Origin of the sequence: Pseudomonas guariconensis (genome assembly GCF_900102675.1) — a bacterium.
Lineage (GTDB): Bacteria > Pseudomonadota > Gammaproteobacteria > Pseudomonadales > Pseudomonadaceae > Aquipseudomonas > Aquipseudomonas guariconensis.
The window spans coordinates 213,137-239,731 of record NZ_FMYX01000003.1 but is presented as its reverse complement, the minus strand read 5'-3'; the positions used below and the strand labels follow the sequence as shown (position 1 = coordinate 239,731).

27 protein-coding genes and 1 tRNA gene are annotated in these 26,595 nt (G+C 62.9%); 17 read left to right on the top strand and 11 right to left on the bottom strand.

Translation table 11 applies throughout. From position 1 onward, the window contains the following. Positions 1 to 138 precede the first annotated feature (138 nt). Together BLS27_RS06450 and htpX are read left to right on the top strand one after the other, a co-directional pair. A complete protein-coding gene (locus BLS27_RS06450) occupies positions 139 to 1,350 on the top strand; it encodes a pyridoxal phosphate-dependent aminotransferase (RefSeq protein WP_043209854.1) in 1,212 nt (403 codons plus the stop codon). Between the two features lie 280 nt (positions 1,351 to 1,630). Next, positions 1,631 to 2,518, top strand: coding sequence for a protease HtpX (gene htpX / locus BLS27_RS06445; protein WP_043209852.1), 888 nt, complete (start codon positions 1,631 to 1,633; stop codon positions 2,516 to 2,518). A gap of 60 nt (positions 2,519 to 2,578) precedes the next feature. On the opposite strand, the gene BLS27_RS06440 is transcribed toward htpX, so the two are convergent. Then, the gene (locus tag BLS27_RS06440) at positions 2,579 to 3,229 is read right to left on the bottom strand and encodes a thiopurine S-methyltransferase (RefSeq protein ID WP_043209850.1); all 651 of its coding nucleotides are present in this window, start codon (positions 3,227 to 3,229) and stop codon (positions 2,579 to 2,581) included. A gap of 101 nt (positions 3,230 to 3,330) precedes the next feature. On the opposite strand from BLS27_RS06440, the gene BLS27_RS06435 reads away from it, so the two are divergent. After that, a complete protein-coding gene (locus BLS27_RS06435) occupies positions 3,331 to 4,098 on the top strand; it encodes a DODA-type extradiol aromatic ring-opening family dioxygenase (protein ID WP_090343763.1) in 768 nt (255 codons plus the stop codon). A 108-nt stretch (positions 4,099 to 4,206) separates the two neighbouring features. Here the strand turns inward: BLS27_RS06435 and BLS27_RS06430 are convergent, their stop codons facing one another. Continuing rightward, a complete protein-coding gene (locus BLS27_RS06430) occupies positions 4,207 to 5,883 on the bottom strand; it encodes a DEAD/DEAH box helicase (protein ID WP_043209845.1) in 1,677 nt (558 codons plus the stop codon). Positions 5,884 to 6,236: 353 nt separating this feature from the next. Next, positions 6,237 to 6,992 carry a spermidine synthase gene (locus BLS27_RS06420; RefSeq protein WP_043209843.1) on the bottom strand — a complete coding sequence of 252 codons (756 nt, stop codon included), beginning with the start codon at positions 6,990 to 6,992 and terminating at the stop codon, positions 6,237 to 6,239. A 117-nt stretch (positions 6,993 to 7,109) separates the two neighbouring features. On the opposite strand from BLS27_RS06420, the gene BLS27_RS06415 reads away from it, so the two are divergent. Continuing rightward, positions 7,110 to 8,456: a class II 3-deoxy-7-phosphoheptulonate synthase gene (locus tag BLS27_RS06415; protein ID WP_043209841.1), complete on the top strand. Its 1,347-nt coding sequence runs from the start codon at positions 7,110 to 7,112 to the stop codon at positions 8,454 to 8,456. Between the two features lie 102 nt (positions 8,457 to 8,558). Here BLS27_RS06415 and BLS27_RS06410 read toward each other — a convergent pair whose 3' ends face one another. Then, on the bottom strand, positions 8,559 to 8,780 hold the full coding sequence (locus tag BLS27_RS06410) for a DUF1127 domain-containing protein (protein ID WP_043209839.1): 222 nt from the start codon (positions 8,778 to 8,780) through the stop codon (positions 8,559 to 8,561). 96 nt (positions 8,781 to 8,876) lie between these two features. Here BLS27_RS06410 and BLS27_RS06405 point away from each other — a divergent pair, with 96 nt between their 5' ends. After that, positions 8,877 to 9,728, top strand: coding sequence for a LysR substrate-binding domain-containing protein (locus BLS27_RS06405; protein WP_052352446.1), 852 nt, complete (start codon positions 8,877 to 8,879; stop codon positions 9,726 to 9,728). Between the two features lie 9 nt (positions 9,729 to 9,737). On the opposite strand, the gene BLS27_RS06400 is transcribed toward BLS27_RS06405, so the two are convergent. Next, positions 9,738 to 10,487 carry a sulfite exporter TauE/SafE family protein gene (locus BLS27_RS06400; RefSeq protein ID WP_090343761.1) on the bottom strand — a complete coding sequence of 250 codons (750 nt, stop codon included), beginning with the start codon at positions 10,485 to 10,487 and terminating at the stop codon, positions 9,738 to 9,740. Positions 10,488 to 10,597: 110 nt separating this feature from the next. Between BLS27_RS06400 and BLS27_RS06395 the strand changes: the two genes are divergently transcribed. From BLS27_RS06395 to BLS27_RS06385, 3 genes are all read left to right on the top strand, one after another. After that, on the top strand, positions 10,598 to 11,551 hold the full coding sequence (locus BLS27_RS06395) for a LysR family transcriptional regulator (RefSeq protein ID WP_043209832.1): 954 nt from the start codon (positions 10,598 to 10,600) through the stop codon (positions 11,549 to 11,551). Positions 11,552 to 11,609: 58 nt separating this feature from the next. Beyond that, positions 11,610 to 12,065 (top strand): MarR family winged helix-turn-helix transcriptional regulator, encoded by a 456-nt coding sequence (locus tag BLS27_RS06390; protein WP_043209831.1) that lies wholly within the window; start codon positions 11,610 to 11,612, stop codon positions 12,063 to 12,065. A gap of 129 nt (positions 12,066 to 12,194) precedes the next feature. Next, positions 12,195 to 12,623 (top strand): organic hydroperoxide resistance protein, encoded by a 429-nt coding sequence (locus BLS27_RS06385; protein WP_043209829.1) that lies wholly within the window; start codon positions 12,195 to 12,197, stop codon positions 12,621 to 12,623. Positions 12,624 to 12,777: 154 nt separating this feature from the next. Here BLS27_RS06385 and efp read toward each other — a convergent pair whose 3' ends face one another. Together efp and earP are read right to left on the bottom strand one after the other, a co-directional pair. Next, on the bottom strand, positions 12,778 to 13,347 hold the full coding sequence (gene efp, locus BLS27_RS06380; RefSeq protein ID WP_043209827.1) for an elongation factor P: 570 nt from the start codon (positions 13,345 to 13,347) through the stop codon (positions 12,778 to 12,780). A 48-nt stretch (positions 13,348 to 13,395) separates the two neighbouring features. Next, positions 13,396 to 14,529 (bottom strand): elongation factor P maturation arginine rhamnosyltransferase EarP, encoded by a 1,134-nt coding sequence (earP, locus tag BLS27_RS06375; protein ID WP_090343759.1) that lies wholly within the window; start codon positions 14,527 to 14,529, stop codon positions 13,396 to 13,398. Positions 14,530 to 14,662: 133 nt separating this feature from the next. Here earP and BLS27_RS06370 point away from each other — a divergent pair, with 133 nt between their 5' ends. Beyond that, positions 14,663 to 15,055, top strand: a complete 393-nt coding sequence (locus tag BLS27_RS06370) for a hypothetical protein (protein ID WP_043209823.1) — start codon at positions 14,663 to 14,665, stop codon at positions 15,053 to 15,055. Between the two features lie 2 nt (positions 15,056 to 15,057). Further along, the gene (locus BLS27_RS06365; protein WP_090343757.1) at positions 15,058 to 15,540 is read left to right on the top strand and encodes a GreA/GreB family elongation factor; all 483 of its coding nucleotides are present in this window, start codon (positions 15,058 to 15,060) and stop codon (positions 15,538 to 15,540) included. A gap of 46 nt (positions 15,541 to 15,586) precedes the next feature. On the opposite strand, the gene BLS27_RS06360 is transcribed toward BLS27_RS06365, so the two are convergent. Further along, complete coding sequence (locus BLS27_RS06360) at positions 15,587 to 16,525, bottom strand: LysR family transcriptional regulator (RefSeq protein ID WP_090343755.1); 939 nt, start codon at positions 16,523 to 16,525, stop codon at positions 15,587 to 15,589. 118 nt (positions 16,526 to 16,643) lie between these two features. Here BLS27_RS06360 and BLS27_RS06355 point away from each other — a divergent pair, with 118 nt between their 5' ends. After that, entirely contained in the window at positions 16,644 to 17,393 is a 750-nt protein-coding gene (locus BLS27_RS06355; RefSeq protein ID WP_043209818.1) for a 3-oxoacyl-ACP reductase family protein, read from the top strand. A gap of 44 nt (positions 17,394 to 17,437) precedes the next feature. On the opposite strand, the gene BLS27_RS06350 is transcribed toward BLS27_RS06355, so the two are convergent. Beyond that, positions 17,438 to 18,316, bottom strand: coding sequence for a LysR family transcriptional regulator (locus BLS27_RS06350; protein WP_090343753.1), 879 nt, complete (start codon positions 18,314 to 18,316; stop codon positions 17,438 to 17,440). Positions 18,317 to 18,423: 107 nt separating this feature from the next. Between BLS27_RS06350 and BLS27_RS06345 the strand changes: the two genes are divergently transcribed. From BLS27_RS06345 to BLS27_RS06335, 3 genes are all read left to right on the top strand, one after another. Next, entirely contained in the window at positions 18,424 to 19,611 is a 1,188-nt protein-coding gene (locus BLS27_RS06345; RefSeq protein ID WP_090343751.1) for an MFS transporter, read from the top strand. A gap of 231 nt (positions 19,612 to 19,842) precedes the next feature. Further along, a complete protein-coding gene (locus tag BLS27_RS06340) occupies positions 19,843 to 20,220 on the top strand; it encodes a hypothetical protein (RefSeq protein ID WP_043209812.1) in 378 nt (125 codons plus the stop codon). Positions 20,221 to 20,400: 180 nt separating this feature from the next. After that, positions 20,401 to 22,557 (top strand): TonB-dependent siderophore receptor, encoded by a 2,157-nt coding sequence (locus BLS27_RS06335; protein WP_090343749.1) that lies wholly within the window; start codon positions 20,401 to 20,403, stop codon positions 22,555 to 22,557. 122 nt (positions 22,558 to 22,679) lie between these two features. Here BLS27_RS06335 and BLS27_RS06330 read toward each other — a convergent pair. Then, positions 22,680 to 22,769 (bottom strand) — tRNA-Ser (locus BLS27_RS06330). A 289-nt stretch (positions 22,770 to 23,058) separates the two neighbouring features. Between BLS27_RS06330 and BLS27_RS06325 the strand changes: the two genes are divergently transcribed. The 3 genes from BLS27_RS06325 (at position 23,059) to BLS27_RS06315 (ending at position 25,684) form a co-directional block, all read left to right on the top strand. Beyond that, positions 23,059 to 23,748: a crotonase/enoyl-CoA hydratase family protein gene (locus BLS27_RS06325; RefSeq protein ID WP_043209808.1), complete on the top strand. Its 690-nt coding sequence runs from the start codon at positions 23,059 to 23,061 to the stop codon at positions 23,746 to 23,748. A 137-nt stretch (positions 23,749 to 23,885) separates the two neighbouring features. Continuing rightward, entirely contained in the window at positions 23,886 to 24,605 is a 720-nt protein-coding gene (locus tag BLS27_RS06320) for a lysophospholipid acyltransferase family protein (protein WP_043209806.1), read from the top strand. Positions 24,606 to 24,712: 107 nt separating this feature from the next. Next, entirely contained in the window at positions 24,713 to 25,684 is a 972-nt protein-coding gene (locus tag BLS27_RS06315) for a magnesium and cobalt transport protein CorA (RefSeq protein ID WP_043209804.1), read from the top strand. A 76-nt stretch (positions 25,685 to 25,760) separates the two neighbouring features. Here BLS27_RS06315 and BLS27_RS06310 read toward each other — a convergent pair whose 3' ends face one another. After that, a complete protein-coding gene (locus BLS27_RS06310; RefSeq protein WP_043209801.1) occupies positions 25,761 to 26,495 on the bottom strand; it encodes an amidotransferase in 735 nt (244 codons plus the stop codon). Between the last annotated feature and the right edge of the window lie 100 nt (positions 26,496 to 26,595).

The window sequence follows — 26,595 nt, the reverse complement described above, 5'->3', positions numbered from 1 at the left end:
CACTCGCGCCGTCTTTCTTTATGGCGGGGGTGACACGTATATTAATTGGCTTCTTTTGCCAGCCAGTCTGGCATGCACTCCGCCCTTTTCAAACCTTTTGACGGCGGCGCGCCGCGACTTCTCAATCGGGATCACATCATGCAGTTCAGCAAATCGAACAAGCTCGCCAATGTCTGCTACGACATTCGCGGCCCAGTGCTCAAGCACGCCAAACGCCTGGAAGAGGAAGGCCATCGCATCCTCAAGCTGAACATCGGCAACCCGGCGCCGTTTGGCTTCGAGGCGCCGGACGAGATCCTCCAGGATGTGATCCGCAACCTGCCCACCGCCCAGGGCTACAGCGACTCCAAAGGCTTGTTCAGCGCGCGTAAGGCGGTCATGCAGTACTGCCAGCAAAAGCAGATCGAGGGTGTGGGCATCGAGGACATCTACCTCGGCAACGGCGTGTCCGAGCTGATCGTGATGTCCATGCAGGCACTGCTCAACAACGGCGATGAAGTGCTGATCCCGGCCCCGGACTACCCGCTGTGGACCGCCGCCGTCAGCCTGGCGGGCGGCAAGCCTGTGCACTACCTGTGTGACGAACAGGCCGACTGGTTCCCGGACCTGGAAGACATCAAGGCCAAGATCACCCCGAACACCAAGGCCCTGGTGATCATCAACCCGAACAACCCGACCGGCGCTGTGTACTCCAAGGAACTGCTGCTGGGCATGCTGGAGCTGGCCCGCCAGCACAACCTGGTGGTGTTCTCCGACGAGATCTACGACAAGATCCTCTACGACGAAGCCGTGCACATCAGCACCGCGTCGCTGGCCCCGGACCTGCTTTGCCTGACCTTCAACGGCCTGTCCAAGTCGTACCGGGTGGCGGGCTTCCGCTCCGGCTGGCTGATCATCTCCGGGCCCAAGCAGCACGCCCAGAGTTACATCGAAGGCATCGACATGCTGGCCAACATGCGTCTGTGCGCCAACGTGCCGGCCCAGCACGCGATCCAGACTGCCCTGGGCGGCTATCAGAGCATCAACGACCTGGTGCTGCCGCCAGGCCGCCTGCTCGAGCAGCGCAACCGCACCTACGAGTTGCTCAACGACATTCCCGGGGTGAGCTGCGTCAAGCCCATGGGCGCGCTGTACGCCTTCCCCAAGATCGACCCGAAAGTCTGTCCGATCCACAATGACGAAAAGTTCGTCCTCGACCTGCTGTTGTCGGAAAAACTGCTGATCGTCCAGGGCACGGCCTTCAACTGGCCTTGGCCGGACCACTTCCGCGTGGTGACCTTGCCACGGGTGGACGATCTGGAGCAGGCCATCGGACGGATCGGCAACTTCCTGCGCACCTACCAGCAGTAAGCTATCGGAGGGGGACTGTGTCCCTTCCCAGGCTATCGCCGTCGCCCGACTGCCTTCGGTGTCGGCGATAGTCCTCGATGATTCGCAGCGCCGTCATGGAGCGTTTTCTGCAGGAGAGTTCTTACATCCTGCAACGCTCTATCCCACAGCCCACGCCCTATCCTCTGCCATACTCCGCCGTACACAGTTTGAAATAGTCGGCCGGTTGAATCAGTGTGACCCGCCCCTTATATAGCCCGCAGTACGCGACATTTTCATCCGTCAGGAGAACGTAACAACCATGATGCGCATTCTGTTGTTTGTAGCCACCAACCTCGCGGTGGTGCTGGTTGCAAGCATTACCCTGAGCCTGTTCGGCTTCAACGGGTTCATGGCGGCCAACGGCGTTGACCTCAATCTCAGCCAACTGCTGGTCTTCTGCGCCGTGTTCGGCTTCGCCGGCTCGCTGGTCTCGCTGTTCATCTCCAAGTGGATGGCGAAGATGACCACCGGCACCCAGATCATCAGCCAACCTCGCACCCGCCACGAACAGTGGCTGCTGCAGACGGTCGAGGAACTGTCCCGCGAGGCCGGCATCAAGATGCCGGAAGTGGGTATCTTCCCAGCCTACGAAGCCAACGCCTTCGCCACCGGCTGGAACCGCAACGACGCTCTGGTGGCCGTATCCCAGGGCTTGCTCGAGCGCTTCTCGCCTGATGAAGTGCGTGCCGTGCTGGCCCATGAAATCGGCCACGTGGCCAACGGTGACATGGTCACCCTGGCGCTGGTGCAAGGCGTGGTGAACACCTTCGTGATGTTCTTCGCCCGCATCATCGGCAACTTCGTTGACAAGGTGATCTTCAAGAACGAAGAAGGCCAAGGCATCGCCTACTATGTGGCGACCATCGTCGCCGAGCTGATCCTGGGTATCCTGGCCAGCATGATCGTCATGTGGTTCTCGCGCCGCCGCGAATACCGTGCCGACGAAGCCGGCGCCCAGCTGGCCGGCACCGGCGCGATGATCGGCGCCCTGCAGCGCCTGCGCGTGGAGCAAGGTATGCCTGTGCACATGCCCGACACCTTGAAGGCGTTCGGCATCAATGGTGGCCTCAAGCACGGCCTGGCGGGCCTGCTGATGAGCCACCCGCCACTGGAAGACCGCATCGAGGCGCTGCGCCGCCGCGGTTGATCCAAGCGCACGAAAAAGGGCGACTTCGGTCGCCCTTTTTCGTGCACGCTGGACGCTCGTTCAGCGCACCAGTCGATATACCCGCTCGATCAGACTCGTGATTCCGGCCTGTTCGAATTTTGGGCTCTCCTGAATGATCTCCCGCTCTTCGAGCGTTTCCACCCGCCAGCCAGCGAACCCAGTCCGTACCTCGTCATCCGTTACCGAAAACGGCGGCCCGTCGAGCCGTGCCTGATCGTAATCGAGCGTCACCATCAGGCCCTTGCAGGCATCCGGCAACAGCCGCGACAGCAACGCCAGGTAACGTTCGCGCATGGCAGGGGGCAAGGCAATGACCGCCGCACGGTCATACAGGCCGACGCAATCGCCCACATCCTGCGCCGTCAGCGCAAAGAAATCCCCGCACCACAGTTCCACATCACCGCTGCGCCATACTTCGAAGGCGCCCTGCTGGGTCACCTGCGGCGCCAAGCCGTGTTCGTTGAAAAAGTCCTCTACTGCACGCCGGGACAGCTCCACGCCCAGAACCTGATGCCCCTGCCCCGCCAGCCAGGCCAGGTCCAGGCTCTTGCCACACAAGGGCACCAGCACGCGGCTAGCCTGCGCCAGGCCTAATGCAGGCCAATAGGTTTGCAGATAAAGATTGACCTGCGCCTGATGAAAGCCGATCTGATTGTCCGCCCATCGCTTGTGCCAGAACGCCGGCTCCATGCTTCCTCCCGGTTTTTCGATGAAATGCGCTGAAAACTTATATTGGATATCGATCAGTAACTGATCGAAGATGAACGCATCTTACCCGCCAGGACATCTCCATGCTGCCCAGCCTGTTCATTTCCCATGGTTCGCCCATGCTCGCCTTGCAACCCGGCACCAGCGGGCCCGCATTGTCCAAGCTGGCCAATGACCTGGCGCTTGCGAAGGCGATCATCGTGGTATCGGCGCACTGGGAGAGCCGCGAGTTGCTGGTGACGGGCAATCCACAGCCACAAACCTGGCATGACTTTCATGGGTTTCCTGCCGCGCTGTATGCCGTGCAATACCCCGCCCCCGGTGAGCCGGAACTGGCCCGACAGGTGAGCGACCGCCTGACGGCAGCAGGCCTGCCCACCCGCCTGGATACCCACCGCCCCTTCGACCACGGCGCCTGGGTGCCGCTGTCGCTGATGTATCCGGATGCCAGCATTCCCGTCATCCAGGTGTCGTTGCCCAGCCAACTTGGCCCAGCCCTGCAGCTCAAAGTTGGCGAAGCGCTTGCCGGGTTGCGCGCCGAAGGCGTACTGCTGATCGGCTCCGGCAGCATTACTCACAACCTGAGCGAGCTAGACTGGCACGCCGGGCCGGATGTGATCGAGCCGTGGGCGCTGGCGTTTCGGGACTGGGTAGTGGAAAAGCTGACACAGAATGACCGGCAGGCGCTGCTCGACTACCGACAACAGGCGCCATTTGCCGTGCGCAATCACCCCAGCGACGAACACCTGTTGCCGTTGTTCTTTGCCCTAGGGGCTGGCGAGCGGTTTGGTGTCGTCCATCAAGGATTCACCTTTGGGGCGCTTGGGATGGACATCTATCGGTTCGACTGAGGAACGTTTCACGTCCCAGGCCTGTGCGACCCTGTACAGCCCATCACGCCAATGCACCGACAAAAAAAATCCCCGACCTAGGCCGGGGATTTTTTCATTGCGCCAGGATCAATCCTCGCGGTAGCGGCGCAGCTTCAGCTGCTTGCCAGCCACACGGGTGTCCTTGAGCTTGGACAGCAGACGCTCCAGGCCGTCTTCAGGCAGCTCGATCAAGCTGAAGCTGTCACGTACCTGGATACGGCCGATGGCGTCACGCGCCAGGCCACCTTCGTTGAGGATCGCGCCGAGCAGGTTCTTGGCGGCGATGCCATCACGGGCACCGAGGGCGGTACGGCAACGCACGCGGCCTTCGGCCAGCGGCATTGGCGCACGGCGCTCGCGATCACCACGCTCGCTGCGCTCACCGCGATCGGAACGCTCGCCGCGCTCACGCGGGGTGAAGGTCGGCACCAGAGGCTGCTCACGCTCGACCGAAGCCAGGTCCAAGGCTTGGCCGTTGGTGGCCTTGCGCAGCAGGGCCGAAGCCAGGGCACGCGGGCTGCAGCCCAGGTCTGCGGTCAGGCGGTCGAACAGCTCGCCATGGCTGGCTTCTGCCTCGGCAACCATCGGTGCCAGGCTTGCGGTCAGCTTCTTGATACGTGCATCGAGCACGGCCTGCGGGTTCGGCAGGCGGGCTTCAGCGACCTTCTGCCCGGTCACGCGCTCGATGACCTGCAGCATGCGACGCTCACGTGGGGTGACCAGCAGCAGTGCGCGACCATCGCGACCGGCACGACCGGTACGGCCGATACGGTGCACGTAGGACTCCGGGTCGTACGGCATGTCGACGTTGAACACGTGGGTGATGCGCGGTACGTCCAGGCCTCGGGCGGCGACATCGGTCGCGACGACGATGTCCAGGCGGCCATCCTTGAGCGAGTCGATGACACGTTCACGCTGGTTCTGGGCGATGTCGCCGTTCAGCGCGGCGGCCTTGTAGCCCTTGGCTTCCAGCGCGGCGGCCAGGTCCAGGGTGGCTTGCTTGGTCCGTACGAAGGCGATCAGCGCGTCGAACTCTTCCACTTCCAGCAGACGCAGCACAGCCGGAATCTTCTGGTCGGCATGGACCATCAGGTGGGCCTGGTCGATCGCGGTGACGGTCTGGGTCTTGCTCTGGATCTTGACGTGCTTCGGTTCACGCAGGTGACGCTCGGCGATGGAGCGGATCGAAGACGGCAGGGTGGCGGAGAACAGTACGGTCTGGCGCGACTCCGGGATGGCCTTGAAGATGACTTCCAGGTCGTCCATGAAGCCGAGCTTGAGCATTTCGTCTGCCTCGTCGAGTACCAGGTACTGGACGGTGGACAGGACTTTCTCGTCGCGGCGCAGATGGTCGCACAGGCGACCCGGGGTGGCGACGACGATCTGTGCGCCGTTACGAATGGCGCGCAGTTGTGGGCCCATCGGGGCACCACCGTAGACAGCCACCACGTTCACGCCAGGCATCTGCTTGGCGTAGGTTTCGAAGGCGGTGGCTACTTGCAGCGCCAGCTCGCGGGTTGGCGCTAGGATCAGGGCTTGCGGTTCGCGCTTGCTCACATCGATCTTGTTGAGGATCGGCAGGGCGAAGGCAGCGGTCTTGCCGGTGCCAGTCTGCGCCTGGCCGATCATGTCGTGACCGGCGAGGATGATCGGGATCGATTGTTGCTGGATGGCCGATGGCTCTTCATAGCCTGTGGCCAGCACGGCGGCAACGATGTTCGGATGAAGATCGAGAGCGGCGAATCCGCCGGTTTCCTGGGTCATGGGTCTGCCTCTATGTGCATCCGCAAAGACCCATGCTCCAAAGCTGCACATGCCTTGAAAGACCAAAAGGTCACCCAGGCAGCTTTGGCGGCGGGGATTTGCGAAAACGATTGAAAAAGGAACGTCTTGGGGAGGTCCGCCTAGCGGACGTGCAGCCGAAGCTGGACTCGGAGGGTTTGCACCACCTGATTTTGAGGTCCGCTAAAAGACCGGCGCGTACTATACCCGAATCCGTGCCCGACCGTGAGATTTTTTTCAGTGGAGAGGGCCACCTTGCCGCTATCGCGTCGTCGCCGCTGAATCGTTTCTACAGCCTCGATGGAAAGCGACGCCTCCCAGACGCTCGTCAACCGTCAGGTCGCGGGCCGGATCGCCTTGATCAGATACTCCAGCGAATACCCAAGACGCGGCGCCAGGGCCGCGGCGCGCTCACCCACGCCGTCCAGGTCCAGTACTTGCTCGAGATCGGCCGGTACCAGCAGGATGACGTTGCCCTCCTTCACCGGCAGTTCCCAGTAATGGCGATGGTACAGCCCACGCAGCAAGGCCGCGCCCAGCGGCCTGCCATCATCGCCAGCCCACTGGTTGATCACCAGCCAGCCGCCAGGGTTTAGCTGCTTCTGGCAGTTTTCCAAAAAGCCCCATGCCAGATGACCGACGCCCGGCCCGTGGTCGGTATACAGGTCGACGAACAGCAGATCGGCCTTTTCGGCGGTCGGCAGCAGTTCCAGGGCATCGCCAACCCGCACGTACAGCCGCGGATCATCGTCAAGGCCCATGTACTCCATGGCCAGGCGCGGCACATCCGGCCGCAGCTCGATGGCTTCGACATCGTCCAAGGGCAGGAACTTCAAACACGCCTGGGTCAGGGTGCCGGCCCCCAAGCCGAGGAACAACGCGCTCTCGGGCTGCTCATGGCACAGTGCGCCTACCAGCATGGCGCGAGTGTAGTCGTACTCCAGCCAGCTGGGGTCGGCGGTAAACGTGCAGCTTTGCTCGATGGCATCGCCAAACTCCAGGAAGCGGTAGTCGTCCACTTCATAGACGCTGATGACCCCGAAGGCGTCCTCGACCCGGGCCAACAACCGCTCTTCCCGCTCCGTCCCCATGACCGACACCTGTGCGCGCAAAAGCCGACATTCTCCGCCAATGCCCCCGGTGCAACAAGCGCGTCGCCAACTGATACCATGGCGATCATGCCTATAGCCGACAACACCGAGCCTGTGATGAACCGACCCTGGAGTCCCGATAGCTGGCGCGCCCTGCCGATCCAGCAGCAACCGACCTACCCCGATGCTGCGCACCTGCTCAAGGTCGAGCAGACCCTGGCCAGTTACCCGCCCCTGGTGTTCGCCGGTGAGGCCCGGGAGCTGCGCCGGCAGTTCGCCGAGGTGACTGAGGGCCGGGCGTTTCTGCTTCAGGGTGGCGACTGCGCCGAAAGCTTCGCCGAATTCTCGGCAGCCAAGATCCGTGACACCTTCAAGGTATTGCTGCAGATGGCGATCGTCATGACCTTCGCCGCCGGCTGCCCGGTGGTGAAGGTCGGGCGTATGGCCGGGCAATTCGCCAAGCCGCGCTCCGCAGGCGATGAGACCATCGGTCAGGTGACACTGCCGGCCTACCGGGGCGACATCGTCAACGGCATCGGTTTCGATGAGCAAAGCCGCGTTCCGGACCCCGAGCGCCTGCTGCAGGCCTACCACCAGGCCACCGCCAGCCTGAACCTATTGCGCGCGTTCGCCCAGGGCGGCTTTGCCGACCTGCACCAGGTGCACAAATGGAATCTGGACTTCATCGCCAACTCGGCGCTGTCGGAGAAATACCACCAACTGGCCGGACGGATCGACGAAACCCTGGCCTTCATGCGTGCCTGCGGCCTGGATAGCGCGCCGCAATTGCGCGAAACCAGCTTCTTCACCGCCCACGAAGCCTTGCTGCTCAACTACGAGGAAGCCTTCGTGCGCAGCGACAGCCTGACCGGCGACTACTACGACTGCTCGGCGCACATGCTGTGGATCGGCGACCGTACCCGGCAATTGGATGGCGCACATGTGGAGTTCCTGCGCGGGGTGCACAACCCGATCGGGGTCAAGGTCGGCCCGAGCATGAACCCTGAGGAACTGATCCGCCTGATCGACACCCTCAACCCGGCCAACGACCCCGGCCGCCTGAACCTGATCGTGCGCATGGGCGCCGGCAAGGTAGGCGATCACCTGCCCGGGCTGATCCGCACCGTCGAGCGCGAAGGTCGCAAAGTGCTGTGGAGCTCCGACCCGATGCACGGCAATACCATCAAGGCCAGCAGCGGCTACAAGACGCGGGATTTCGCGCAGATTCTCGATGAGGTGCGCCAGTTCTTCCAGGTGCACCAGGCCGAAGGCTCGTATGCCGGCGGTATCCACATCGAGATGACCGGACAGAACGTCACCGAGTGCATTGGCGGAGCGCGCCCGATCACCGAGGATGGCTTGTCGGATCGCTACCACACCCATTGCGATCCACGGCTCAACGCTGATCAGTCGCTGGAACTGGCCTTCCTGATTGCCGAAACGCTCAAGCAAGTGCGTCGCTAAGGGCGCATCGCGTCGCGGCTTCGCGGGTAAACCCGCTACCGCAAGGGTGGCAATACCCTTGTAGGAGCGGGTTAACCCGCAAAAAACCACCGCAACACCCGGTCATTTGCGCAGTGGGTCATCCCAGAATGGCCGCTCGGCCTCCTGCTGGATATCCGCCCGGCTCAACCCCAGGTCATGCAAGGTCGCATCGCTCAGGCTCAGCAGCTCGCGGCGCTGACGGTACAGCTGATACCAGCGAAGGATCCGCGCCAGTGCGGCCTCTCCCAGATGGGTGATCGAAAAGGCAGGTTTGACGTACAGGGAAGTGATCTGACCTTTCATCTTGAAGCCCTCCGTGAAGATGGCTTCAGTCTCTCGCCAGGCTTAAGATCAATCCAACGAATGTTTCTGATGCCATGCATCTCGGAGATTGATGCAATGTCCCAGTACCAGAACCTGGATTCGGATGTCCTGCGCACCTTCGTTGCAATTGCCGAGCAAGGCGGCTTCACCCGCGCCGGCGAGGTGGTCAACCGCACCCAGTCGGCGGTGAGCATGCAGATGAAACGCTTGGAAGAAGACATCCTCCAACGCCAGCTGTTCGAGCGCGACGGCCGCCAAGTCCGCCTGACCGCCGAAGGCCAGGTCCTGCTCGGCTATGCCCGGCGCATCCTCAAGCTGCAGGGCGAGGTGTTCAACACCCTGCGCATGCCGCACATGGTCGGCGTGGTGCGCATCGGCACGCCGGACGACTACGCCATGCGCTTTCTGCCTACCATTCTTTCAAGCTTCGCCCAGGCGTATCCGCTGATCCAGGTGGAGGTGCACTGCGACTCGTCCAAGCAACTGATGCTGCGCCAGGATCTGGACCTGACCATCGTCACCCGCGAGCCTGGCAACGAGATTGGCCAATTGCTGCGCCAGGAGCGGCTGGTCTGGGCCGCAGCCCAGGGCTTTTGCCCGCAAGAGCAGCGGCCCATGCCTCTGGCCTTGTTCAACACCGATTGCTTCTGCCGCGCCTGGACCTGCAATGCCCTGGAAAGCCAAGGCATCGACTACCGCATCGCCTACACAAGCCCCAGCCTCGCGGCGATCTTCGCCATCGTCACCGCTGGCTTGGCGGTGACAGCGCAACTGCAGAGCCTGATCAGCGGCAACCTGCGCACCCTCGGTGAGCAGGAAGGCCTGCCGCAACTGCCCTTGGCCAACGTGATGCTGCTGCGAAATACCCAGCATCAGTCGCCCATCACCGACTGCATGGCCGATTACATCGTGGAAGGATTCAAGTAAGGCCGGCAACTACAGCTCGTACGCCAGCATCACCGCACAGACCACCAGGAAGGCACAGAACAGCGTACGCAGTACTTTTTCCGGGAGCGCGTGGGCGAGCTTCACTCCCCAGCTGATGCTGAGCAGGCCCCCGATGGCCAGCGCGATACCCGCGTGCCAGTCAACACTCCCGTGCACGCCGTAAGTGACCAGTGTCACCAGTGTGCTGGGCGCGGCCAAGGCCAGGGACAACCCTTGCGCCACAACTTGTGTGGCGCCGAATACGCTGGTCAGGATCGGCGTGGCCACCACTGCCCCGCCTACCCCGAACAACCCGCCCATGGCACCGGCAAAACTGCCCAGCACGCCCAGCCACGGCCAGGGGTAGCGCAGCTCGGTGCTCGGCGGGGCGACCGGTAGGAACATCCGCGCCACATTCCACACCGCCAGCGCCACCAGAAAGCCCACGAAGCCCAGGCGCATGGAATGGGCGTCGATGCCCACCGCCCAGATCGACCCAAGCCAAGCGAACAAAAAGCTGCACGCCGCCAACGGCAGCGCGTGGCGCAGTTCGATGCGGTTGCGCTGGTGATAGCGCCACAGCGCCAGCAACACGTTCGGCACCACCATGACCAAGGCCGTGCCCTGGGCCAGTTGCTGGTCGAGGCCGAACAGCACTCCAAGGGCCGGAATGGCGATCAGACCGCCACCGATGCCGAACAGACCACCCAGGGTACCCAGGGCCGCGCCCAACGCTATGTTTATCAACCACTCGATCATCAGGGCCTCATCCACATTCAACGATGTCCGCATGCTAGCGATTGATGCCTGGCAGGGAAACGCACAGCAGCGCACAATGGCTTTGCGTTATTCGCACAAGCAGAGCCACCATGAGCCCCGATATTCTCACCGAACAACTGAGCCTGTTCCTCGATGTACTGGAAACCGGCAGTTTTTCCGCCGCCGCCCGGCGTCACCCGCTGACGCCTTCGGCCGTGGCGCGGCGCATCGACAATCTCGAACAGGCGGTGGGCAGCCGCCTGTTCGACCGTAGCACCCACGCCGTTCGAGCCACGCCCGCCGGCAAGGCTTTCGCCGAACGTGCCAGGCGCATCATCGAGGAGCTGCGCCTGGCGCGGGCCGAAGCGGTGTCCTTGAGCAGCGCGCCGGAAGGCCTGATCCGCGTCGATGCCCCGGCTGCCTTCGGGCGTCGCCACCTGGCCCCAGCGATTGCCGATTTCCTGGCGGCCTACCCGGGCCTGGATGTCCAACTGCGCTTGATCGACAGCTTCGTCGACCTGCACGGCAGCCACCTGGGAGAGGTCGACCTGGTACTGCGTGCAGGCCCCCTGGCCGACACCCGCCTGGTGGCCACACCCCTGGCGTACATGGTGCGCATTGCCTGTGCCAGCCCCGCCTACCTGGCCAGCCGCGGCGTACCGGCCTGCCCCAGCGAACTGCCGGAGCACCACGGCCTGGACTGGGACGGACTGGCTCCCCCCTTCGCCTGGCGCTTCACGGTAGATGGCCAGGCACGCCTGTACCGCCCCGCGCGCATGCGCATGGCAGCCAACAATGCCGAAACCCTGCTGTTCGGCGCCCTGGCCGGGCTCGGCATCGCGCACCTGCCCACGTGGTTGATCAGCGACTACCTGCTGCGGGGTGAACTGGTGCCGTTGTTCTGCGACAACGGCCTGCCGCCAGCAGAAAGCAGCGGCATCTATGCAATGCGCCTGGCACATGAAACGAACTCTCGCAGTCGCTTGCTGCTCGAATTCCTCAAGAGCCGATTCAGCCCGATACCACCATGGGACTTGGCCCTGCGCAGCGAACTGCGCGGGTAGTAAGCGCGCTAACCATCAGCGTGCTAGATTTTCACCTTGAACTCATTGAAGGACCTGCATGAACGCCACCACCAAAGCCCCCTGCGACGAGCTGCTGCTGGACAACCAGGTCTGTTTCGCCCTGCACTCCACCTCGTTGCTGATGACCAAGGTCTACAAGCCCCTGTTGCAAGCCTTGGGCCTGACTTATCCGCAGTACCTGGCCATGCTCGTGCTCTGGGAGCAGGACGGCCTGACCGTGGGCGAGATCAGCCAACGCCTGCTCACCGATCCCGGTTCTCTCACACCCTTGCTCAAACGCCTGGAAAGCGAAGGCCTGCTCAAGCGCACCCGCAGCCGTGAGGATGAACGGGTGGTACTGGTAGAACTGACCGACAAGGGCCGCGCCCTGCAGAACGAGGCCAAGCGCGTACCCCCGTGCATCCTGCAAGCCAGCGGGCGTAGCGTCGAACGTCTGCAACAACTGCAAGCCGACCTGTTGGAGTTGCGCGCCAGCCTGCAAAAAAACCTCTGAGGGCTATGCTGGTAGAGCCGTTCCGATGAGCGGTGGCAAATTTATCTTGCGCGCAAAATAATTGAGCGCTAATTTAAGTCCCGTACCCACCCCAGCGCCATGGCGCACAGCACACAAGCGAGGCTCAAGATGCAAAAGGTCACTCCCCTGTACATCGCTGAAGCAACCTCCACCGGCGGTCGCGATGGTAAATCCCGCTCCAGCGACGGCAAGCTCGAGGTCAAACTGAGCACTCCCAAGGAATTGGGCGGCGCAGGCGGCGAAGGCACCAACCCTGAGCAGATGTTCGCCGCCGGCTACTCGGCCTGCTTCATCGGCGCCTTGAAGTTCGTCGCAGGCCAGGCCAAGAAGCAACTGCCAGCAGACAGCTCGATCACGGCCAAGGTCGGCATCGGCCAGATCCCCGGCGGGTTCGGTCTGGACATCGATCTGCACATCAACCTGCCAGGCCTGGCCCAGGCCGAAGCCGAGGACCTGGTCGAGAAGGCGCACCACGTGTGCCCTTACTCCAACGCCACCCGCAACAATGTGGATGTCAGGCTGCATGTGACCGTCTGAGCCTCTTCGCGAGACACCCGCCCCTACAGGGCCACGGTGTCCTCCTGGGAGCGGGTTCATCCCCGTAAAAGGCACTGCCAGGCATCACATGAAGATTTTGCAGTGGCATAAAAAAACCCGGCCGAGGCCGGGTTTTTTGCGATCGCAAGAAGGATTACTTCTTGGAACGGCCCTTGAAGCTGCCGTCGCGAGTGTCGATGTCGATCCACTCGTCGATCTCGATGAAGTCGGCAACCTGAATTTCGGTGCCGTTGGCCAGTTTGGCCGGCTTCATGACCTTGCCCGAGGTGTCGCCACGGGCGGCGTTCTCGGTGTAGGTGACCTGACGGCTGATAGTGGTCGGCAGTTCGACCGATACGACTTTCTCTTCGTACATGGTCAGGGCGCAGACGTCCTGCATGCCTTCTTCGATGTACGGCAGAACGGCGTCGATGTCTTCGGCGTTCAGTTCGTACATGGTGTAGTCGGTGGTGTCCATGAAGGTGTAGGCATCACCGCTGATGAAGGACAGGGTGACTTCCTTGCGATCGAGGATCACGTCGTCCAGCTTGTCGTCGGCGAAGTAGACGGTTTCAGTCTTGTAGCCGGTCAGCAGGTTCTTGAGCTTGGTCTTCATGATCGCGCTGTTGCGACCGGACTTGGTGAATTCGGCTTTCTGTACCAGCCACGGGTCGTTGTCGATCCGCAGTACGGTACCGGGTTTCAGTTCTTTACCAGTTTTCATTACGAAGTATCCGAATCTGGATGGATTTATAAAAATCGAGGCCGCGTATCATAGCCAATTTCGGTAAAACTGTACCAGCGTCGTGGCAAGGTCCGGCCGAGCGGCCTGTGCGGCGCTCCATTGGCGGGCATGGGCCACGAGCTCCGGCCAGTGCCCAAGCGCCCCGCGCCAGGCGGCGCCCATGTCCTGATCCTTGTTCCAGGCACGCCAAAGATCGACCAGCGCATCCCCTGCTTTTTCTGATAGGCCTTGGCGATAAAGTGCGAGAAACGCCTCGAGTTTTTCCCAATGGGCGTTCTCTTCCTGGACATAGATGTGCCACAGCATGGGCCGGCCGGCCCACTGGGCGCGCACGAACGAATCTTCGCCACGCACGGCATTGAAGTCGCAAGCCCAGAGCAACCGGTCGTAGTCATCCTGGCTGACGAAAGGCAGGATCTGCACGGTCAACGCGCCTCTGCGCCGCACATCGCCAATGCCCAGGGTTGGCGCGTCGAGCCAACGACGCACATCGGCCAGGATGCGTCCCTCTGGCACCAGCAGGTGGCTGGGTTGGGCATCCTCGGCCAGCGCCTCGAGCCAGTTCCCCAGTTGCGCGTTCTCGTAGGCGAACAGCGAGATCAACCGAGTGCCATCCTCCACCTGCACACCCAGGCGCTGGAGAAACGCCCGGCGTGCCGCTGGATCCGCCTCGAAGGCCTCACGCCGAGCCAGCAGCGAGCCCTCGCGCAGCAAGCCGCCGGTCTTGTCGGTGAAGCCTGGGAAGAAAAACACCGTCCGCAGGCCATTGGCCTGTGGCGAAGGCAACCCGTGGCAGCCCTCCACCCAGTCTTCGGCGCTGAGGTATTCGAGGTTCAGCCACAACGCAGGCCGGGGGCGCAGCCGCAGGGCCTCGACGTAGTCCGCAGGCAGCCGGCAACCAAAGGCGCCGATCACCACATCGGCGGGCTCCACCGGCTGCCACGGAGCCGGCCAGTGCCGCACGTCGACACCTGCCTGCCATTGCTGCGAGGCACCGGCATCAGCTTGCGGACACAAGCGCACGAACGCGGTCAAATCATCCACCCACAGGCGTACGGCCAGGCCCTGTTCGGCCACCAGTTGCCGGGCCAGGCGCCAAGTCACGCCGATATCGCCGTAGTTGTCCACGACTGTGCAGAAGATGTCCCAGGTGGCTTTCATGCCCACTCCCCACACCGCGCGGAAAAACCGCGGATTCTGCGGATAAATTGTCGCAGACGAAAGCGCGAAGCTGAAAATATCGACCGCCGCCATGCGACAATGCAGGCCAAGAACTGCCTGCCAGGAGGCCCTCATGCCCCGTCACCGCGAACTGAAGATTACCCTCAAGCCTGCGCAGCTGATCCTCTGCGTGGCCTTTGGCCTATGGCTCGGCGCCGTGGCCATCGCCCTGAGCCTATGGCTGGCCTGGCGGTGGTGGCCGCAGCAGGTGCAACCGGTGGCCCAGACCGTTGCACCGGCCCTCTACCCCGCTGCGCCAGCACCCGCCCAGCCCGCCGATGCCCAGGCCGAGATGTTCGAACGCTACAAGGTGATCCTGCAGGAGCAACAGGCCCGCCAGGCCGCCGATGCCGCACAGGGCAACCCGCGCAACCTGAACAACCCCAAGTGCCAGTTCTGGCTGCAGCAGAACCGCACCGCCCCCACCGACAAGAGCCAGGCCAACGTGCTGGAATTCTGCTACTGACCATGGACAAGACTGCCCTGCTCGCCCGTATCGTCGAGACCCTCGCACGCGATGAGGATGTGCTCCGTCGTGCGGCCCAGACCGCCTACGAAGCGGCTACCGCTGAGGAGAACATCGCCGAGAACAAATACGACACCCTGAGTCTCGAGGCCTCGTACCTCGCCACCGGCCAGGCCCGACGCACAGCCGAGATCCGCCAGTCGCTGCTGGCGTACCAGCAGTTGCTGCTACGCGACTATGATCCGGCGCGCGGTATCCAGATCAGCAACCTTGTCACCCTGGAAGACGAAAGCGGTGAGCAACGTCTGCTGTTCCTAGGTCCCGAGGCCGCCGGGCTCAAGATCGAGGCAGGGGATGGACAGGTAACGGTCATCACCCCGCGCTCGCCCTTGGGGCAGCAGTTGCTGGGCAAGAAGGTCGATGACGAAGTGAGCTTGGTGGTGGCCGGCGTGGCTCAGGTTCAGGTGGTAGTCGAGGTGGTCTGAGCGGGCCCATCCGCGGGGTGAATCCACCCACGCCAAACCCGCAAATCTACAGCGTTTCCAGAGCATTGAACCGCCTCGCCAACCCCTGTTCGGCAAACCGCTGCACCACAAAATCGATGAACGCCCGGGTCTTGCCCGGCAGCAGCTTGTGCTCGGCGTAGTACAAGCTGATATGCCCATCGTCGACGTACCAATCCGGCAGCACTCTACGCAAACGCCCGGCCACCAGATAGGGCACTGCGAACGGCAGGCTGACCAAGGCAATGCCCAATCCCTGCTCGGCCACCACACAGGCGGCGTCCGAATCGCTCATGGTCATCGCCTGGTGCAGTTGCAAAGGCCGCTGTTCCTGCCAGCGGCTGGTCAGCGGCCAGGAACGCACGCGGCCGGTCTGGGGCGAACGGATGAGAATACCGGTATGGCGCGGCAACGCCTCAGGTGCCTCGATCGGCCCGTGGCGTTGCAAGTAGTCAGGTGCAGCCACCAGCACCCGATGCGCAGGCGTCAGTTTGCGCGCCACCACGCCCGGCGGCAGCTCGAAGCCGCCGCCGATGGCTGCATCGAAACCTTGACCTATGAGATCGACCTGGCGGTTGTCGAAGTGCCAATCCGGGATGATCGCCGGGTATCGCTGCAAAAACTCTCCCAGCAATGGCAATACGTACAGGCGCCCGAACACCGTGCCCATGCTCACCCGCAAGGCCCCGGCCGGCTGGCCTTCGGCGCTGGCCAGGTTAGCCATGGCGTACTGGATGGTGCGAAAGCTGTCGCTGACCTCGCCCAGAAACCGCTGCCCTGCTTCGGTCAGGGTGAGCTTGCGCGTGCTGCGCTGAAACAGCCGCACGCCCAATCGTGCTTCCAGTTGGGCGACGTTCTTGCCGACGGCCGCCGGGGTCAGGGACAGGCGTCGGGCCGCCTCGGCGAAACTGCCCACCTCGGCACTGCGAATGAAGCACTCCAGTGTGCTGAACGATTCCATGGCCATGATTATCAACCTAAGGTTTACTCTGCTAATCGTGATTGCCATCTTATCAGCAGGTAATCCAGGGTCGATACTGCGTCCATCCAAGGCATCGGGCCTTGCTTAGAAGCAGGAGATCAGCATGTCCAACACATTCAACCTCAACGGCAAGGTAGCTCTGGTCCAGGGCGGTTCTCGCGGCATCGGCGCGGCGATCGTCCGCCGCCTGGCCAAGGAAGGCGCCAAGGTCGCCTTCACCTATGTCAGCGCTACCGAGACCGCTGCCACGTTGGTTGCCGACATCCACGCCGAAGGCGGCCAGGCACTGGCGCTGCGCGCCGACAGCGCCGATGCCGCCGCCGTGCAGCAGGCCGTGCAGGCGACCGTCGAAGCCTTTGGCCGCCTCGACATCCTGGTGAACAACGCCGGCGTGCTCGCCGTGGCGCCGGTGACCGAGTTCGACCTGGCCGAGTTCGACCGTATGCTGGCCATCAACGTGCGCAGCGTGTTCGTCGCCAGCCAGGCGGCGGCACGTCATATGGGCCAAGGCGGACGGATCATCAACATCGGCAGCACCAACGCCGAGCGCATGCCGTTCGCAGGCGGCGCGCCCTATGCCATGAGCAAATCGGCACTGGTCGGCCTGACCCGGGGTATGGCTCGCGACCTGGGCCCACAGGGCATTACCGTGAACAACGTGCAGCCCGGGCCGGTGGACACCGACATGAACCCGGCGTCGGGCGAGTTCGCCGACAGCCTGATCCCACTGATGGCCATCGGGCGCTACGGGAAAGTCGAAGAGATCGCCAGCTTCGTTGCCTACCTGGCTGGCCCTGAAGCCGGTTATATCACCGGCGCAAGCCTGACGGCCGACGGCGGCTTTGCCGCCTGAGTCGTGTCGCCTCTTCTCGGATTTGCCCGCGAAGAGGCGACATCTCACAGTGGCTGCAGATGCGCCTGGAGCAACTCGAGGAACGCCCGCGCCGCCGGCGTCGGGCTGCTCGACCACACCGCGTACAAGTGACGCACAGGCGCCTCGTCCAGGTACGCCATGGCCACGCCTTGAAAACCCTGGGCGATGCGCTCGGGGACCAAGCCCACGGCCATGCCGCGCTGGACGAATTTTTCCACCAGGCGGATATGACCGATCTCAAACTGCACCCGACGCTGCACACCCGCTGCCAGGAACGCCTCATCGGTCTGCCGGCGCGCACCGGTCCCTTCGGGAAAGTCTACCAACACTTGGTCCGAGAGCGCTGCCAGGGCCAGTTGCCCACGATTTGCCAAAGGATGATCCGGATGCAGTACCGCCACCAAGGCCTCACGGGCCAGCAAACGATGCTGCACGCCCTGCAACGTCTCGCCCTGCCACAGGCCGATGAAGCCGACATCCAGGCGCCGCTCATTGACATCGGCCACCAGCCATTCGCTCTTGGCGGTCAACCAGCGGATGTCCACGTCTGGGTAGCGCTGGTGAAACACCGCCAGCAGATCAACCAGATCGAGCGCCGTGAGCGAACTGATTTCACCGATCGCCAAGCGTCCTCGCACCTGGCCGCAGGCCGCCGCGACGTCCTCTGGAATGCGCAGCGCCGCTTCCACCGCCGGCCGCGCACTGCGCACGAAGGCCTCACCGGCTGGCGTGAGCCGCACCCGCCGCGAACTTCGCTCGAACAGGTTCACCCCCAGTTGCGCCTCCAGCCGGGCCACCTGATGGCTGAGTGCCGACTGCACGACATGGCAGCGCTCGGCCGCGCGGGTGAAACTGCCGGTGTCGGCCACGGCCAAGGCATATTCGAGCTGCTTGAAGTTCATGATTGATCTGTTTTAGAGATAGATAAGTTGAAAACTATACATTGGCGTCATGCCGTGCACTTCCCGATACTTGCCTTCACCTCCGATTGCCCGCAATGAGAGCAACCATGAACACCCCCTCCCTGAGCCGCGCCTTGATCCTGCTGATGGCCACCGCCACCGGCCTGGCCGTGGCCAGCAACTACTACGCCCAACCGCTGCTACACAGCATCGCCGAACAATTTGGCCTGGACACTGCCAGCGCCGGGACCATCGTCATCGCCGCCCAGCTCAGCTACGGGGCTGGCCTGTTGCTGCTGGCGCCGCTCGGCGACCTGTTCGAACAGCGCCGCTTGATCGTGTGCATGGTCGCCATCGCCACCTTGGGCCTGGTGATCAGCGCCTGCGCGCCGAGCCTGCCCTGGCTGTTGCTCGGCACGGCGCTGACCGGACTGTTCTCAGTGGTGGCCCAAGTGCTGGTGCCCATGGCCGCCACCCTTAGCGCCCCAGAGCAACGCGGCCGCGCCGTGGGCACGCTGATGAGCGGGCTACTGCTGGGCATTCTTCTGGCACGTACTGCCGCAGGGTTCATGGCAGAGATCGGCGGCTGGCGCAGCATCTATGTACTGGCCGCGGTATTGATGGCGGTGACCGCCATCGCCCTGTATCGCAGCCTGCCGCAGCACCACTCCCACGCGGGACTCAAGTACCCGGCCCTGATCGGATCGGTGTTCCGCCTGTTCGTCGAAGAACCGGTACTGCGCCTGCGTTCGCTGCTGGGCCTGCTGGCGTTCAGTCTGTTCGCCTTGTTCTGGACCCCTTTGGCCTTCCTCCTGGCCCGTGAGCCTTACCAGTACTCCGATGCCGTGATCGGCCTGTTCGGTCTGGCGGGGGCGGCCGGTGCATTGTCGGCCAATTGGGCCGGACGCCTGGCCGACCGTGGCCAGGGCTCGCTGGGCACTACCGTCGGGCTGGTCGCCCTGCTGCTGTCGTGGGTGCCGCTGGGCTTTGCCCAGAGCTCGCTGATGGCGTTGCTGATCGGAGTGCTGGTACTGGACCTTGCGGTGCAGCTGATACACGTCAGCAACCAGAACGCGGTGATCGCTTTGCGCCCAGAAGCCCGCACACGGCTCAACGCCGGGTACATCACCTGCTACTTCATCGGTGGTGCGCTGGGCTCGTTGCTGGGCACCCAGTTGTTCCAACGCCAGGGCTGGATGGGGATCGTCGTGGCCGGCCTGGTCATCGGCACACTGGCCCTGGTGGTATGGGCGCTGGCCGAACGCAAGCGCAAGCTGGCCATGCAGTCGGCGTGACGGTCTGATCTTTCGCGGGTAAACCCGCTCCCATCGGGCCTACGCAAGCCTTGTGGGGGGTTAACCGCGAAAGAGCCGGCGCAGACGAACATCGTTGTACCTGCCCGTGGGCTACAGCAAAAATCCTGCGGCAGTGCGCCACCAACCCTCCGTCGCCTGCCCGTTGACTTGCCGAGCGCCACAGCGCTCAGTAGGCGCTGGTCAAAGCCCTTTCCCGGACAGGACGACACAATGACAAGACTCACGGTGCAATCCGGCGATTTCTTGCAAGGTGAAGGCGAGTATCGCAATGGATCGCTCACACTCAAGACCCCGCGCAGCCCATCCCCAGGCGAGCGGATTTCCCTCACACGCATCAAGGACCTCAGGCTCGCCAGCCTCGAGCCCAGTCGCAGCCTGGGCAGCGCCATCGGCTGGGGAGTGGCCGGTGCCTTGGTAGCAGGGCCCGTCGGCCTGCTTGCCGGGCTCTGGCTAGGCGGCAAGGATGAAGAGGCTACCTTCCTGGCCACCTTCAAGGACGGCCGCAAACTGATGGCCATTACCGACGGCAAGACCTGGTCGAAGATCGACGACAACTGGCGAAAACATCAGCGCTCCGCCGCTCGCTGATCTTTTTTCTTCACCCAATCGTTTCAGTCCCCAGGTGCCTGCGAAATGCTGGCGCCTGGGGCGTTCGCGCCTGCTACCATGGCGCCCTTTTGCCCGTCCGACGCAACGCCGACGGCGCCCATCCTGTCTGACATCCCGGCATCTGCGCCCCCCCCGCGCCCAGCCTTCAAGGAGCCCTGCATGACCCCGCTTCGCCCTCGTCTGCCCCTCAGCCTGCTTGGCCTGGGCCTTGCCCTGCACAGCGCCCAGGGGCTAGCCGATGACAGCGTGACCTTGGCGCCGCTGCGCGTATCGGAGGTTTACGGCGACGAGGGTTATCAGGCTCGCGAAGCCCAGGTCGGCGGCTTGCAACCAGGCCCGCTGCTCGACACACCAGCCTCGGTCAGCGTGTTCAGTCGCCAGTTGTTGGATGATCGCCAGGTCCGCACGCTCAGCGAAGTGCTGCAAAGCGATGCTTCGGTCGGTGAAAGCTACGCCCCGGTCGGCTATTACGAGAACTTCAATGTGCGGGGTTTCGAGCTCAACGCTGCCAGCAGCTACCGCATCAACGGTCAGACCATCGCTGGCGAGCAGAACGTGGCTCTGGAGAACAAGCAGCAAGTGGAACTGCTCAAGGGGTTGTCGGGCCTGCAGAGCGGTGTGTCGGCGCCTGGCGGCCTTATCAACTACGTGACCAAGCGCCCGGAGGACGTGCGCAGCGTCAGCGTATCGACCAACGAGCAAGGCGAGCGCTACCTGGCCACCGACCTCGGGGGCTGGTTCGGCAGCGAGCGCCAGTTTGGCCTGCGCGCCAACCTGGCCCATGAAGACATCCGCTCCTACGTGGAGCATGCCGACGGCAAGCGCGATTTCGCCTCCCTGGCGTTCGACTGGCAGATCAACCCCGATGCCATCTTGCAACTCGATGCCGAGTACCAACATCGCGAGCAACTGTCGGTTCCAGGGTATCAACTGCTGGGCGGTACCGAAGTGCCCCATGGCGTGGACCCTGACGACCATCTGGCCTATCAGCGTTGGGCCAAGCCTGTGCAGAACGACTCGCTGAACGTGGGTGGGCGGTTCGAGTACCGCTTCAGCGATGCCTGGAGCGGCACCCTGAGCGCCTCGCGCAGCAAGGTAGTGATCGATGATTACAGCGCATTCGCCTGGGGTTGCTACGGCGCAGCCAGTTGTGCAAGTGCCGCGGTACCCAATTATTTCAGCCCCGAAGGCGACTACGACATCTATGACTTCCGAAGCCCGGACGACACCCGTCGCATCGACGAAGCACAGGCCATGCTCAATGGCCGCTTCGACGCCCTGGGCGTGGGTCATGAGCTGACGGTGGGAACCAGTGCACAGCGTCGCACCTTGGATCAACGCCCTTACTACAACATTGGCGTCGGAAGCGGCAACATCAACGAAGATGTACCTGCAGTCCCTCCGGCCACCGCTCCCGTCGGTTCCAGCGAACGCCGCCTGGACAGCCGCCAATACGGTTTATTCATCAACGACACGATCACCTTCAACGAACGGTGGCAAAGCGTCATCGGTGCCCGCGAAGTGCGTCTGGACGAAAAAACCTGGAACGAGAACGGCGATGCCGGTCGCCATACCCAGCAATACCAGCTGCTGCCCAACGCCGCGCTCATCTACAAGCCGCAGCCGGACACCACGCTCTACGCGAGCTACTCGAAAGGCCTGTCCGCCGGCGGTACCGCGCCCTGGTTCGCCAGCAATGCCTCTGAAATCCTCGCCCCCACTCTGTCGCACCAGACGGAGCTGGGCATCAAGCATGACTGGCAGGGCATGAGCTTCAGCGCCGCGCTGTTCCAGATCCGCCAGGCCTATCAATACGCACGCCCGGAAAACGGCGGCTTCACCTATGTGCAGCAAGGCCAGCAGAAGAATACCGGCCTGGAACTGGGTGCCAGCGGCTGGGTGACCTCGCGCCTGCAAATCCAGGCCAGCGCTGCGGCGATTCATGCCCGGGTGCAGAACAGTGGCACCGATGACTACGAAGGGCACCAGGCGATCAACGTCCCGCGTCTGCGCGCCGCACTGCAGGCCGATTACAGCCTGCCGGTCCCAGGCCTGGCCCTGCTCGGCGGCGCCCGCTACAGCGCCAGCAAGTATGCAAGCCAGGCGGGGAACGTGGAGGTGGGTGGCTATACGGTGTTCGATCTCGGCAGCCGCTATCGCACTCGCATCGGCGGCTATGAGACTGTGCTGCGCCTGACGGTGGATAACGTCTTCGACAAACGCTACTGGCGGGATGTGGGGAACTACCTGGGCGACAACTACCTATTCCAGGGCGCACCACGCACAGCGCGACTGTCGGCTTCGGTCAGCTTCTGAGAGATCAGGGGCTGCCTGGCAGCCCCATTGCAGGACAGGACGGGTTGCACAGCAGCCCTGAGCCAAAAGACGAACAAACAAAAAGCCCCCGGCATTTCTGCGCGGGGGCTTCTTGTGGAATGTGGCGGTGAAGAAGGGATTTGAACCCTTGATACGATTTCTCGTATACACACTTTCCAGGCGTGCTCCTTCGACCACTCGGACACTTCACCGGATCTCTTCAAGCAGTTCAGCCTGTCGAGGCGCGCTAATTTAGTAGAAGCCTTTTCCTTTGGCAAGTATTTTTTTCAGAATTTTCATGCGCTTAAGCCAATTGGCCAAAACAACGGGCCTGCCAGGGCAATGCTGCCAATCTGGCCAGTGCTTTTACAGCCCATGTTGCCCCTGCCCCGTCGCGGCAAGGGGCGCGGCCCAGACGCTGACCGACCGGTCAGCCTTATCGCTTTACCTGACCGGCGTCGCTGGGTACCGTCGTCGCCACGTCACCCAAAGGACTCTGTCATGAGCGAGCTGATTACCTACCATGCCGAAGACGGCATCGCCACCCTGACCCTGAACAACGGCAAGGTCAATGCCATCTCGCCGGATCTCATCGCCGCCTTCAATGCCGCCTTGGACCGCGCCGTGCAAGAGCGCGCCGTGGTGATCATCACCGGCCAGCCGGGCATTCTCTCCGGCGGCTACGACCTCAAGGTGATGACCAGCGGCCCGAAGGAAGCCGTCGGCCTGGTCACCTTGGGCTCCACCCTGAGCCGTCGCCTGCTCAGCCACCCCTTCCCGGTGGTGGTCGCCTGCCCGGGCAACGCCGTGGCCAAGGGCGCGTTCCTGTTGTTGTCAGGGGACTACCGTATCGGTGTCGAAGGCCCCTACAAGATCTGCCTGAACGAAGTGCAGATCGGCATGACCATGCACCACGCCGGCATCGAGCTGGCCCGTGACCGTCTACGCCGTTCGGCCTTCCATCGTGCGGTGATCAATGCCGAAGTGTTCGACCCGCATGCCGCGGTGGATGCAGGCTTCCTCGACAAAGTGGTGCCCGCTGAACAACTGCAGGAGGCTGCCCTGGCTGCCGCCCGCGAGTTGAAGAAGATCAACATGCTGGCGCATAAAAACACCAAGCTGAAGGTGCGCAAAGACCTGCTCGAGACGTTGGACAACGCCATATTGCTGGACCAGCAACAAATGGGTTGAGTCGACAGCGCCTTTCACAAACGCGAGCCCGCGCGCCTCTAGCCGCGGGCTTTGCCATGACACAACACCCAAAGGTTTGCCCCAGGCAGTGCACACCCGTACACTGCGCCGCGACTGTCTGGTGTGTGAGTCGTCCCATGCTCTATATGCTCCGCATGCTCCTTCTGGCGCTGCATTTTCTGTTCGTCGGCGTGGCGGGTCTGGTCATCGGCCTGTGCCGGCCGTTCAACCCCGATAACAGCCGCCTGTTCGCCCGCCTCTACAGCCTGCCTGCCGCCTGGCTGATGCGGATCAAGGTCAAGGCCGAGGTCGGCCCGTTGTGGGACCAACCACCCGGCTGCGTCATCGTTGCCAATCATCAGTCCAACTTCGACCTGTTCATCCTCGGCCAAGTGGTACCGCAACGCACCGTGGCCATCGGCAAGAAGAGCCTGGGCTGGATCCCCCTGTTCGGCCAGCTGTTCTGGCTCGGCGGTAACGTGCTGGTGGATCGCAAGAATGCCTACCAGGCGCGCAAGGCCATGCAGGTGACCACCCGCATCTTGCGTAACGACACCTCGATCTGGATCTTCCCCGAGGGCACCCGCAACCCCGGCGAGCACTTGCTGGCCTTCAAGAAAGGCGCGTTCCACATGGCCGTCGAGGCCGGTGTGCCCATCGTGCCGGTATGCGTCAGTCGCTACTCCAAGCGCCTGGGCCTGAACAGCTGGCGCCAGCGCACAGTGATCGTGCGCTCGCTGCCACCGATCGCTACTGCCGGCCTGAGCCAGCAGGATCTGCCGGTACTGATCGAGCAATGCCGCACGCAGATGCAGCAGTGCATCGACCGCATGGAGGGCGAGCTGGCGCAAAGCTGATTCGCTCGGCAATGCGCTCGACGCCCTCAGCGACACAGGCGATGGTTGCTCTATGACGTGACTGAGCCCAAGCTGTATCGGGTGTTCAACCGAAGAAGCGGACAACCATGGGGCGAGTCGTGGCATCGGCGGTGTACAGCGCCGGCAGGAAGGTCACCAATATCAGTATCGACGAGGGCAGCGAGTGGGCCCGCAAGCCAGGGCACTTCGTCTGGATCGGCCTGGAAGAGCCCAATGCCGAAGAGCTGGCCAACCTGCAGCGCCAGTTCGGCCTGCATGAACTGGCCATCGAAGACGCCCTGGAAAAGCACAGCCGCCCCAAGCTCGAGACCTTTGGCGACGCCCTGTTCATCGTCACCTATTCCCCGGTGCGCCATGAAGGCAAGCTGGAGTTCATCGAGACGCACATCTTCGCCGGCAACGGCTACATCATTACCTGCCGCAACGGCCATTCCAAATCCTATGCCTTGGTGCGCCAACGCTGCGAGGCGCGCCCGCTGTTGCTCGAGCATGGCGAAGATTTCGTGCTCTACGCCTTGCTCGACTTCGTCACCGAGAACTACCAGCCGGTCAGCGAGGCCATCCACGGCGAGATCGAGGAGCTGGAACAGAGCGTGCTGAGCAATTCGCTCCAAGAAGAGGACATCCAGCGCCTGCACAGCCTGCGCCGGGACATCCTGCGCCTGCGCCGCTACGTGGCGCCGATGGTCGAGGTCAGCGAGGAGCTGCAGCGCCTGAACTTTCCCTTCATCGACAAGAACATGCGCCCGTACTTTAGGGACGTGCAGATCCACGTCACTCGGCAGATGGAAGATCTAGCCAGTATCCGCGACATCGCCAGTCAGACTATCGAGATCGGCATGCTGCTGGAGTCGTCACGCCAGAGCATCGTGCAGCGAAAGTTCGCTGCCTGGGCGGCGATCCTGGCGTTCCCCACCGCCATTGCAGGCATCTACGGGATGAACTTCCAGAACATGCCGGAGCTTGGCTGGCATTACGGGTACTTTGGGGTTCTAGGCGTGATTGGCGTGGGATGCAGTGCGCTGTACGCAAGCTTCAAGCGCTCGGGCTGGCTGTAGCCGTATGCCGCACGGGCCGATCTTCGAGCTGCTTTGAAGCCTGTGAGAGGCCGCAAAGCGGCCCCCACAGGGCTCTTTATGCCGCGTTTTCCTTGGCCTTGTCCGAATGCCCGATGAACCGCAGCATCCACTTGCCGACCAGATCGCCCTGGTGGTCTTGCTCCAGGCTGGCGATCGCTCGCCGGTAGACCTCTTCGCCCAACACATCCTGGCGCGCGTCGAGCAAGGCGCGTGAGTAGTCATGGACGAACTCCGGATGCCCTTGGAAGCACAGCACCTGGTCGCGGATGTGGTAGGCCGCATTGGGGCAGAAATCGCTGGAGGCGATGACCGTAGCGCCCTCAGGCAGCTCGGTAACCTGGTCTTGGTGACTGATCAGCAGGGTCAGTTCGGACACTTCAGGATCCATCCACGGCGCATGGGCCGCCAAGGAATAACGGTGGATACCCAGGCCCCAGCCCTGATCGGCCCGCGCGGTCTTGCCGCCGAGCACCAGCGCCAGCACCTGATGGCCGAAACACACACCCAGTAGCTTCTCGCCACGCTCGTAGAGCTTGAGCAGGTAGGCCTTGAGCGTCTGGATCCACGGATCGGAGCCGAACGAGTCCGCCTTGCTGCCGGTCACCAGGTACGCATCGAAGGTTTCGCCCTCGGGAGGGTACTCGCCGTTCATCACGTTATAGACGTGAAACTGCGCTGCGATCGGCTGACGCGAGAACAGCTGCTCGAACATCCTTCCGTAGCCCTGATACTGCGCGGTCAACTCCGGTCGCAGGACATCGGTTTCCAGGATGCAGATGCGTAACGACATAGGGATAGTCCTGAACGACGTGTGTGGGATTTTTGCTGTAGAGACTGACGCGAAACCTACCTACAAGCAAGTAGGATGCACTGACGAACGGTCACTAATT

What these genes read in the sequence shown, in the direction of transcription:
- BLS27_RS06385 (WP_043209829.1), top strand. Translation starts at nt 12,195, where the DNA reads ATGCAAAAGGTCACTCCCCTGTACATCGCTGAAGCAACCTCCACCGGC.
- BLS27_RS06410 (WP_043209839.1), bottom strand. Translation starts at nt 8,780, where the DNA reads ATGAAAGGTCAGATCACTTCCCTGTACGTCAAACCTGCCTTTTCGATC.
- BLS27_RS06355 (WP_043209818.1), top strand. Translation starts at nt 16,644, where the DNA reads ATGTCCAACACATTCAACCTCAACGGCAAGGTAGCTCTGGTCCAGGGC.
- BLS27_RS06340 (WP_043209812.1), top strand. Translation starts at nt 19,843, where the DNA reads ATGACAAGACTCACGGTGCAATCCGGCGATTTCTTGCAAGGTGAAGGC.
- BLS27_RS06345 (WP_090343751.1), top strand. Translation starts at nt 18,424, where the DNA reads ATGAACACCCCCTCCCTGAGCCGCGCCTTGATCCTGCTGATGGCCACC.
- BLS27_RS06335 (WP_090343749.1), top strand. Translation starts at nt 20,401, where the DNA reads ATGACCCCGCTTCGCCCTCGTCTGCCCCTCAGCCTGCTTGGCCTGGGC.
- BLS27_RS06435 (WP_090343763.1), top strand. Translation starts at nt 3,331, where the DNA reads ATGCTGCCCAGCCTGTTCATTTCCCATGGTTCGCCCATGCTCGCCTTG.
- BLS27_RS06350 (WP_090343753.1), bottom strand. Translation starts at nt 18,316, where the DNA reads ATGAACTTCAAGCAGCTCGAATATGCCTTGGCCGTGGCCGACACCGGC.
- BLS27_RS06325 (WP_043209808.1), top strand. Translation starts at nt 23,059, where the DNA reads ATGAGCGAGCTGATTACCTACCATGCCGAAGACGGCATCGCCACCCTG.
- BLS27_RS06365 (WP_090343757.1), top strand. Translation starts at nt 15,058, where the DNA reads ATGGACAAGACTGCCCTGCTCGCCCGTATCGTCGAGACCCTCGCACGC.
- BLS27_RS06310 (WP_043209801.1), bottom strand. Translation starts at nt 26,495, where the DNA reads ATGTCGTTACGCATCTGCATCCTGGAAACCGATGTCCTGCGACCGGAG.
- BLS27_RS06320 (WP_043209806.1), top strand. Translation starts at nt 23,886, where the DNA reads ATGCTCTATATGCTCCGCATGCTCCTTCTGGCGCTGCATTTTCTGTTC.
- BLS27_RS06405 (WP_052352446.1), top strand. Translation starts at nt 8,877, where the DNA reads ATGTCCCAGTACCAGAACCTGGATTCGGATGTCCTGCGCACCTTCGTT.
- BLS27_RS06450 (WP_043209854.1), top strand. Translation starts at nt 139, where the DNA reads ATGCAGTTCAGCAAATCGAACAAGCTCGCCAATGTCTGCTACGACATT.
- BLS27_RS06420 (WP_043209843.1), bottom strand. Translation starts at nt 6,992, where the DNA reads ATGGGGACGGAGCGGGAAGAGCGGTTGTTGGCCCGGGTCGAGGACGCC.
- earP (WP_090343759.1), bottom strand. Translation starts at nt 14,529, where the DNA reads ATGAAAGCCACCTGGGACATCTTCTGCACAGTCGTGGACAACTACGGC.
- htpX (WP_043209852.1), top strand. Translation starts at nt 1,631, where the DNA reads ATGATGCGCATTCTGTTGTTTGTAGCCACCAACCTCGCGGTGGTGCTG.
- BLS27_RS06370 (WP_043209823.1), top strand. Translation starts at nt 14,663, where the DNA reads ATGCCCCGTCACCGCGAACTGAAGATTACCCTCAAGCCTGCGCAGCTG.
- BLS27_RS06360 (WP_090343755.1), bottom strand. Translation starts at nt 16,525, where the DNA reads ATGGCCATGGAATCGTTCAGCACACTGGAGTGCTTCATTCGCAGTGCC.
- BLS27_RS06315 (WP_043209804.1), top strand. Translation starts at nt 24,713, where the DNA reads ATGGGGCGAGTCGTGGCATCGGCGGTGTACAGCGCCGGCAGGAAGGTC.
- BLS27_RS06395 (WP_043209832.1), top strand. Translation starts at nt 10,598, where the DNA reads ATGAGCCCCGATATTCTCACCGAACAACTGAGCCTGTTCCTCGATGTA.
- BLS27_RS06390 (WP_043209831.1), top strand. Translation starts at nt 11,610, where the DNA reads ATGAACGCCACCACCAAAGCCCCCTGCGACGAGCTGCTGCTGGACAAC.
- BLS27_RS06440 (WP_043209850.1), bottom strand. Translation starts at nt 3,229, where the DNA reads ATGGAGCCGGCGTTCTGGCACAAGCGATGGGCGGACAATCAGATCGGC.
- BLS27_RS06400 (WP_090343761.1), bottom strand. Translation starts at nt 10,487, where the DNA reads ATGATCGAGTGGTTGATAAACATAGCGTTGGGCGCGGCCCTGGGTACC.
- efp (WP_043209827.1), bottom strand. Translation starts at nt 13,347, where the DNA reads ATGAAAACTGGTAAAGAACTGAAACCCGGTACCGTACTGCGGATCGAC.
- BLS27_RS06415 (WP_043209841.1), top strand. Translation starts at nt 7,110, where the DNA reads ATGAACCGACCCTGGAGTCCCGATAGCTGGCGCGCCCTGCCGATCCAG.
- BLS27_RS06430 (WP_043209845.1), bottom strand. Translation starts at nt 5,883, where the DNA reads ATGACCCAGGAAACCGGCGGATTCGCCGCTCTCGATCTTCATCCGAAC.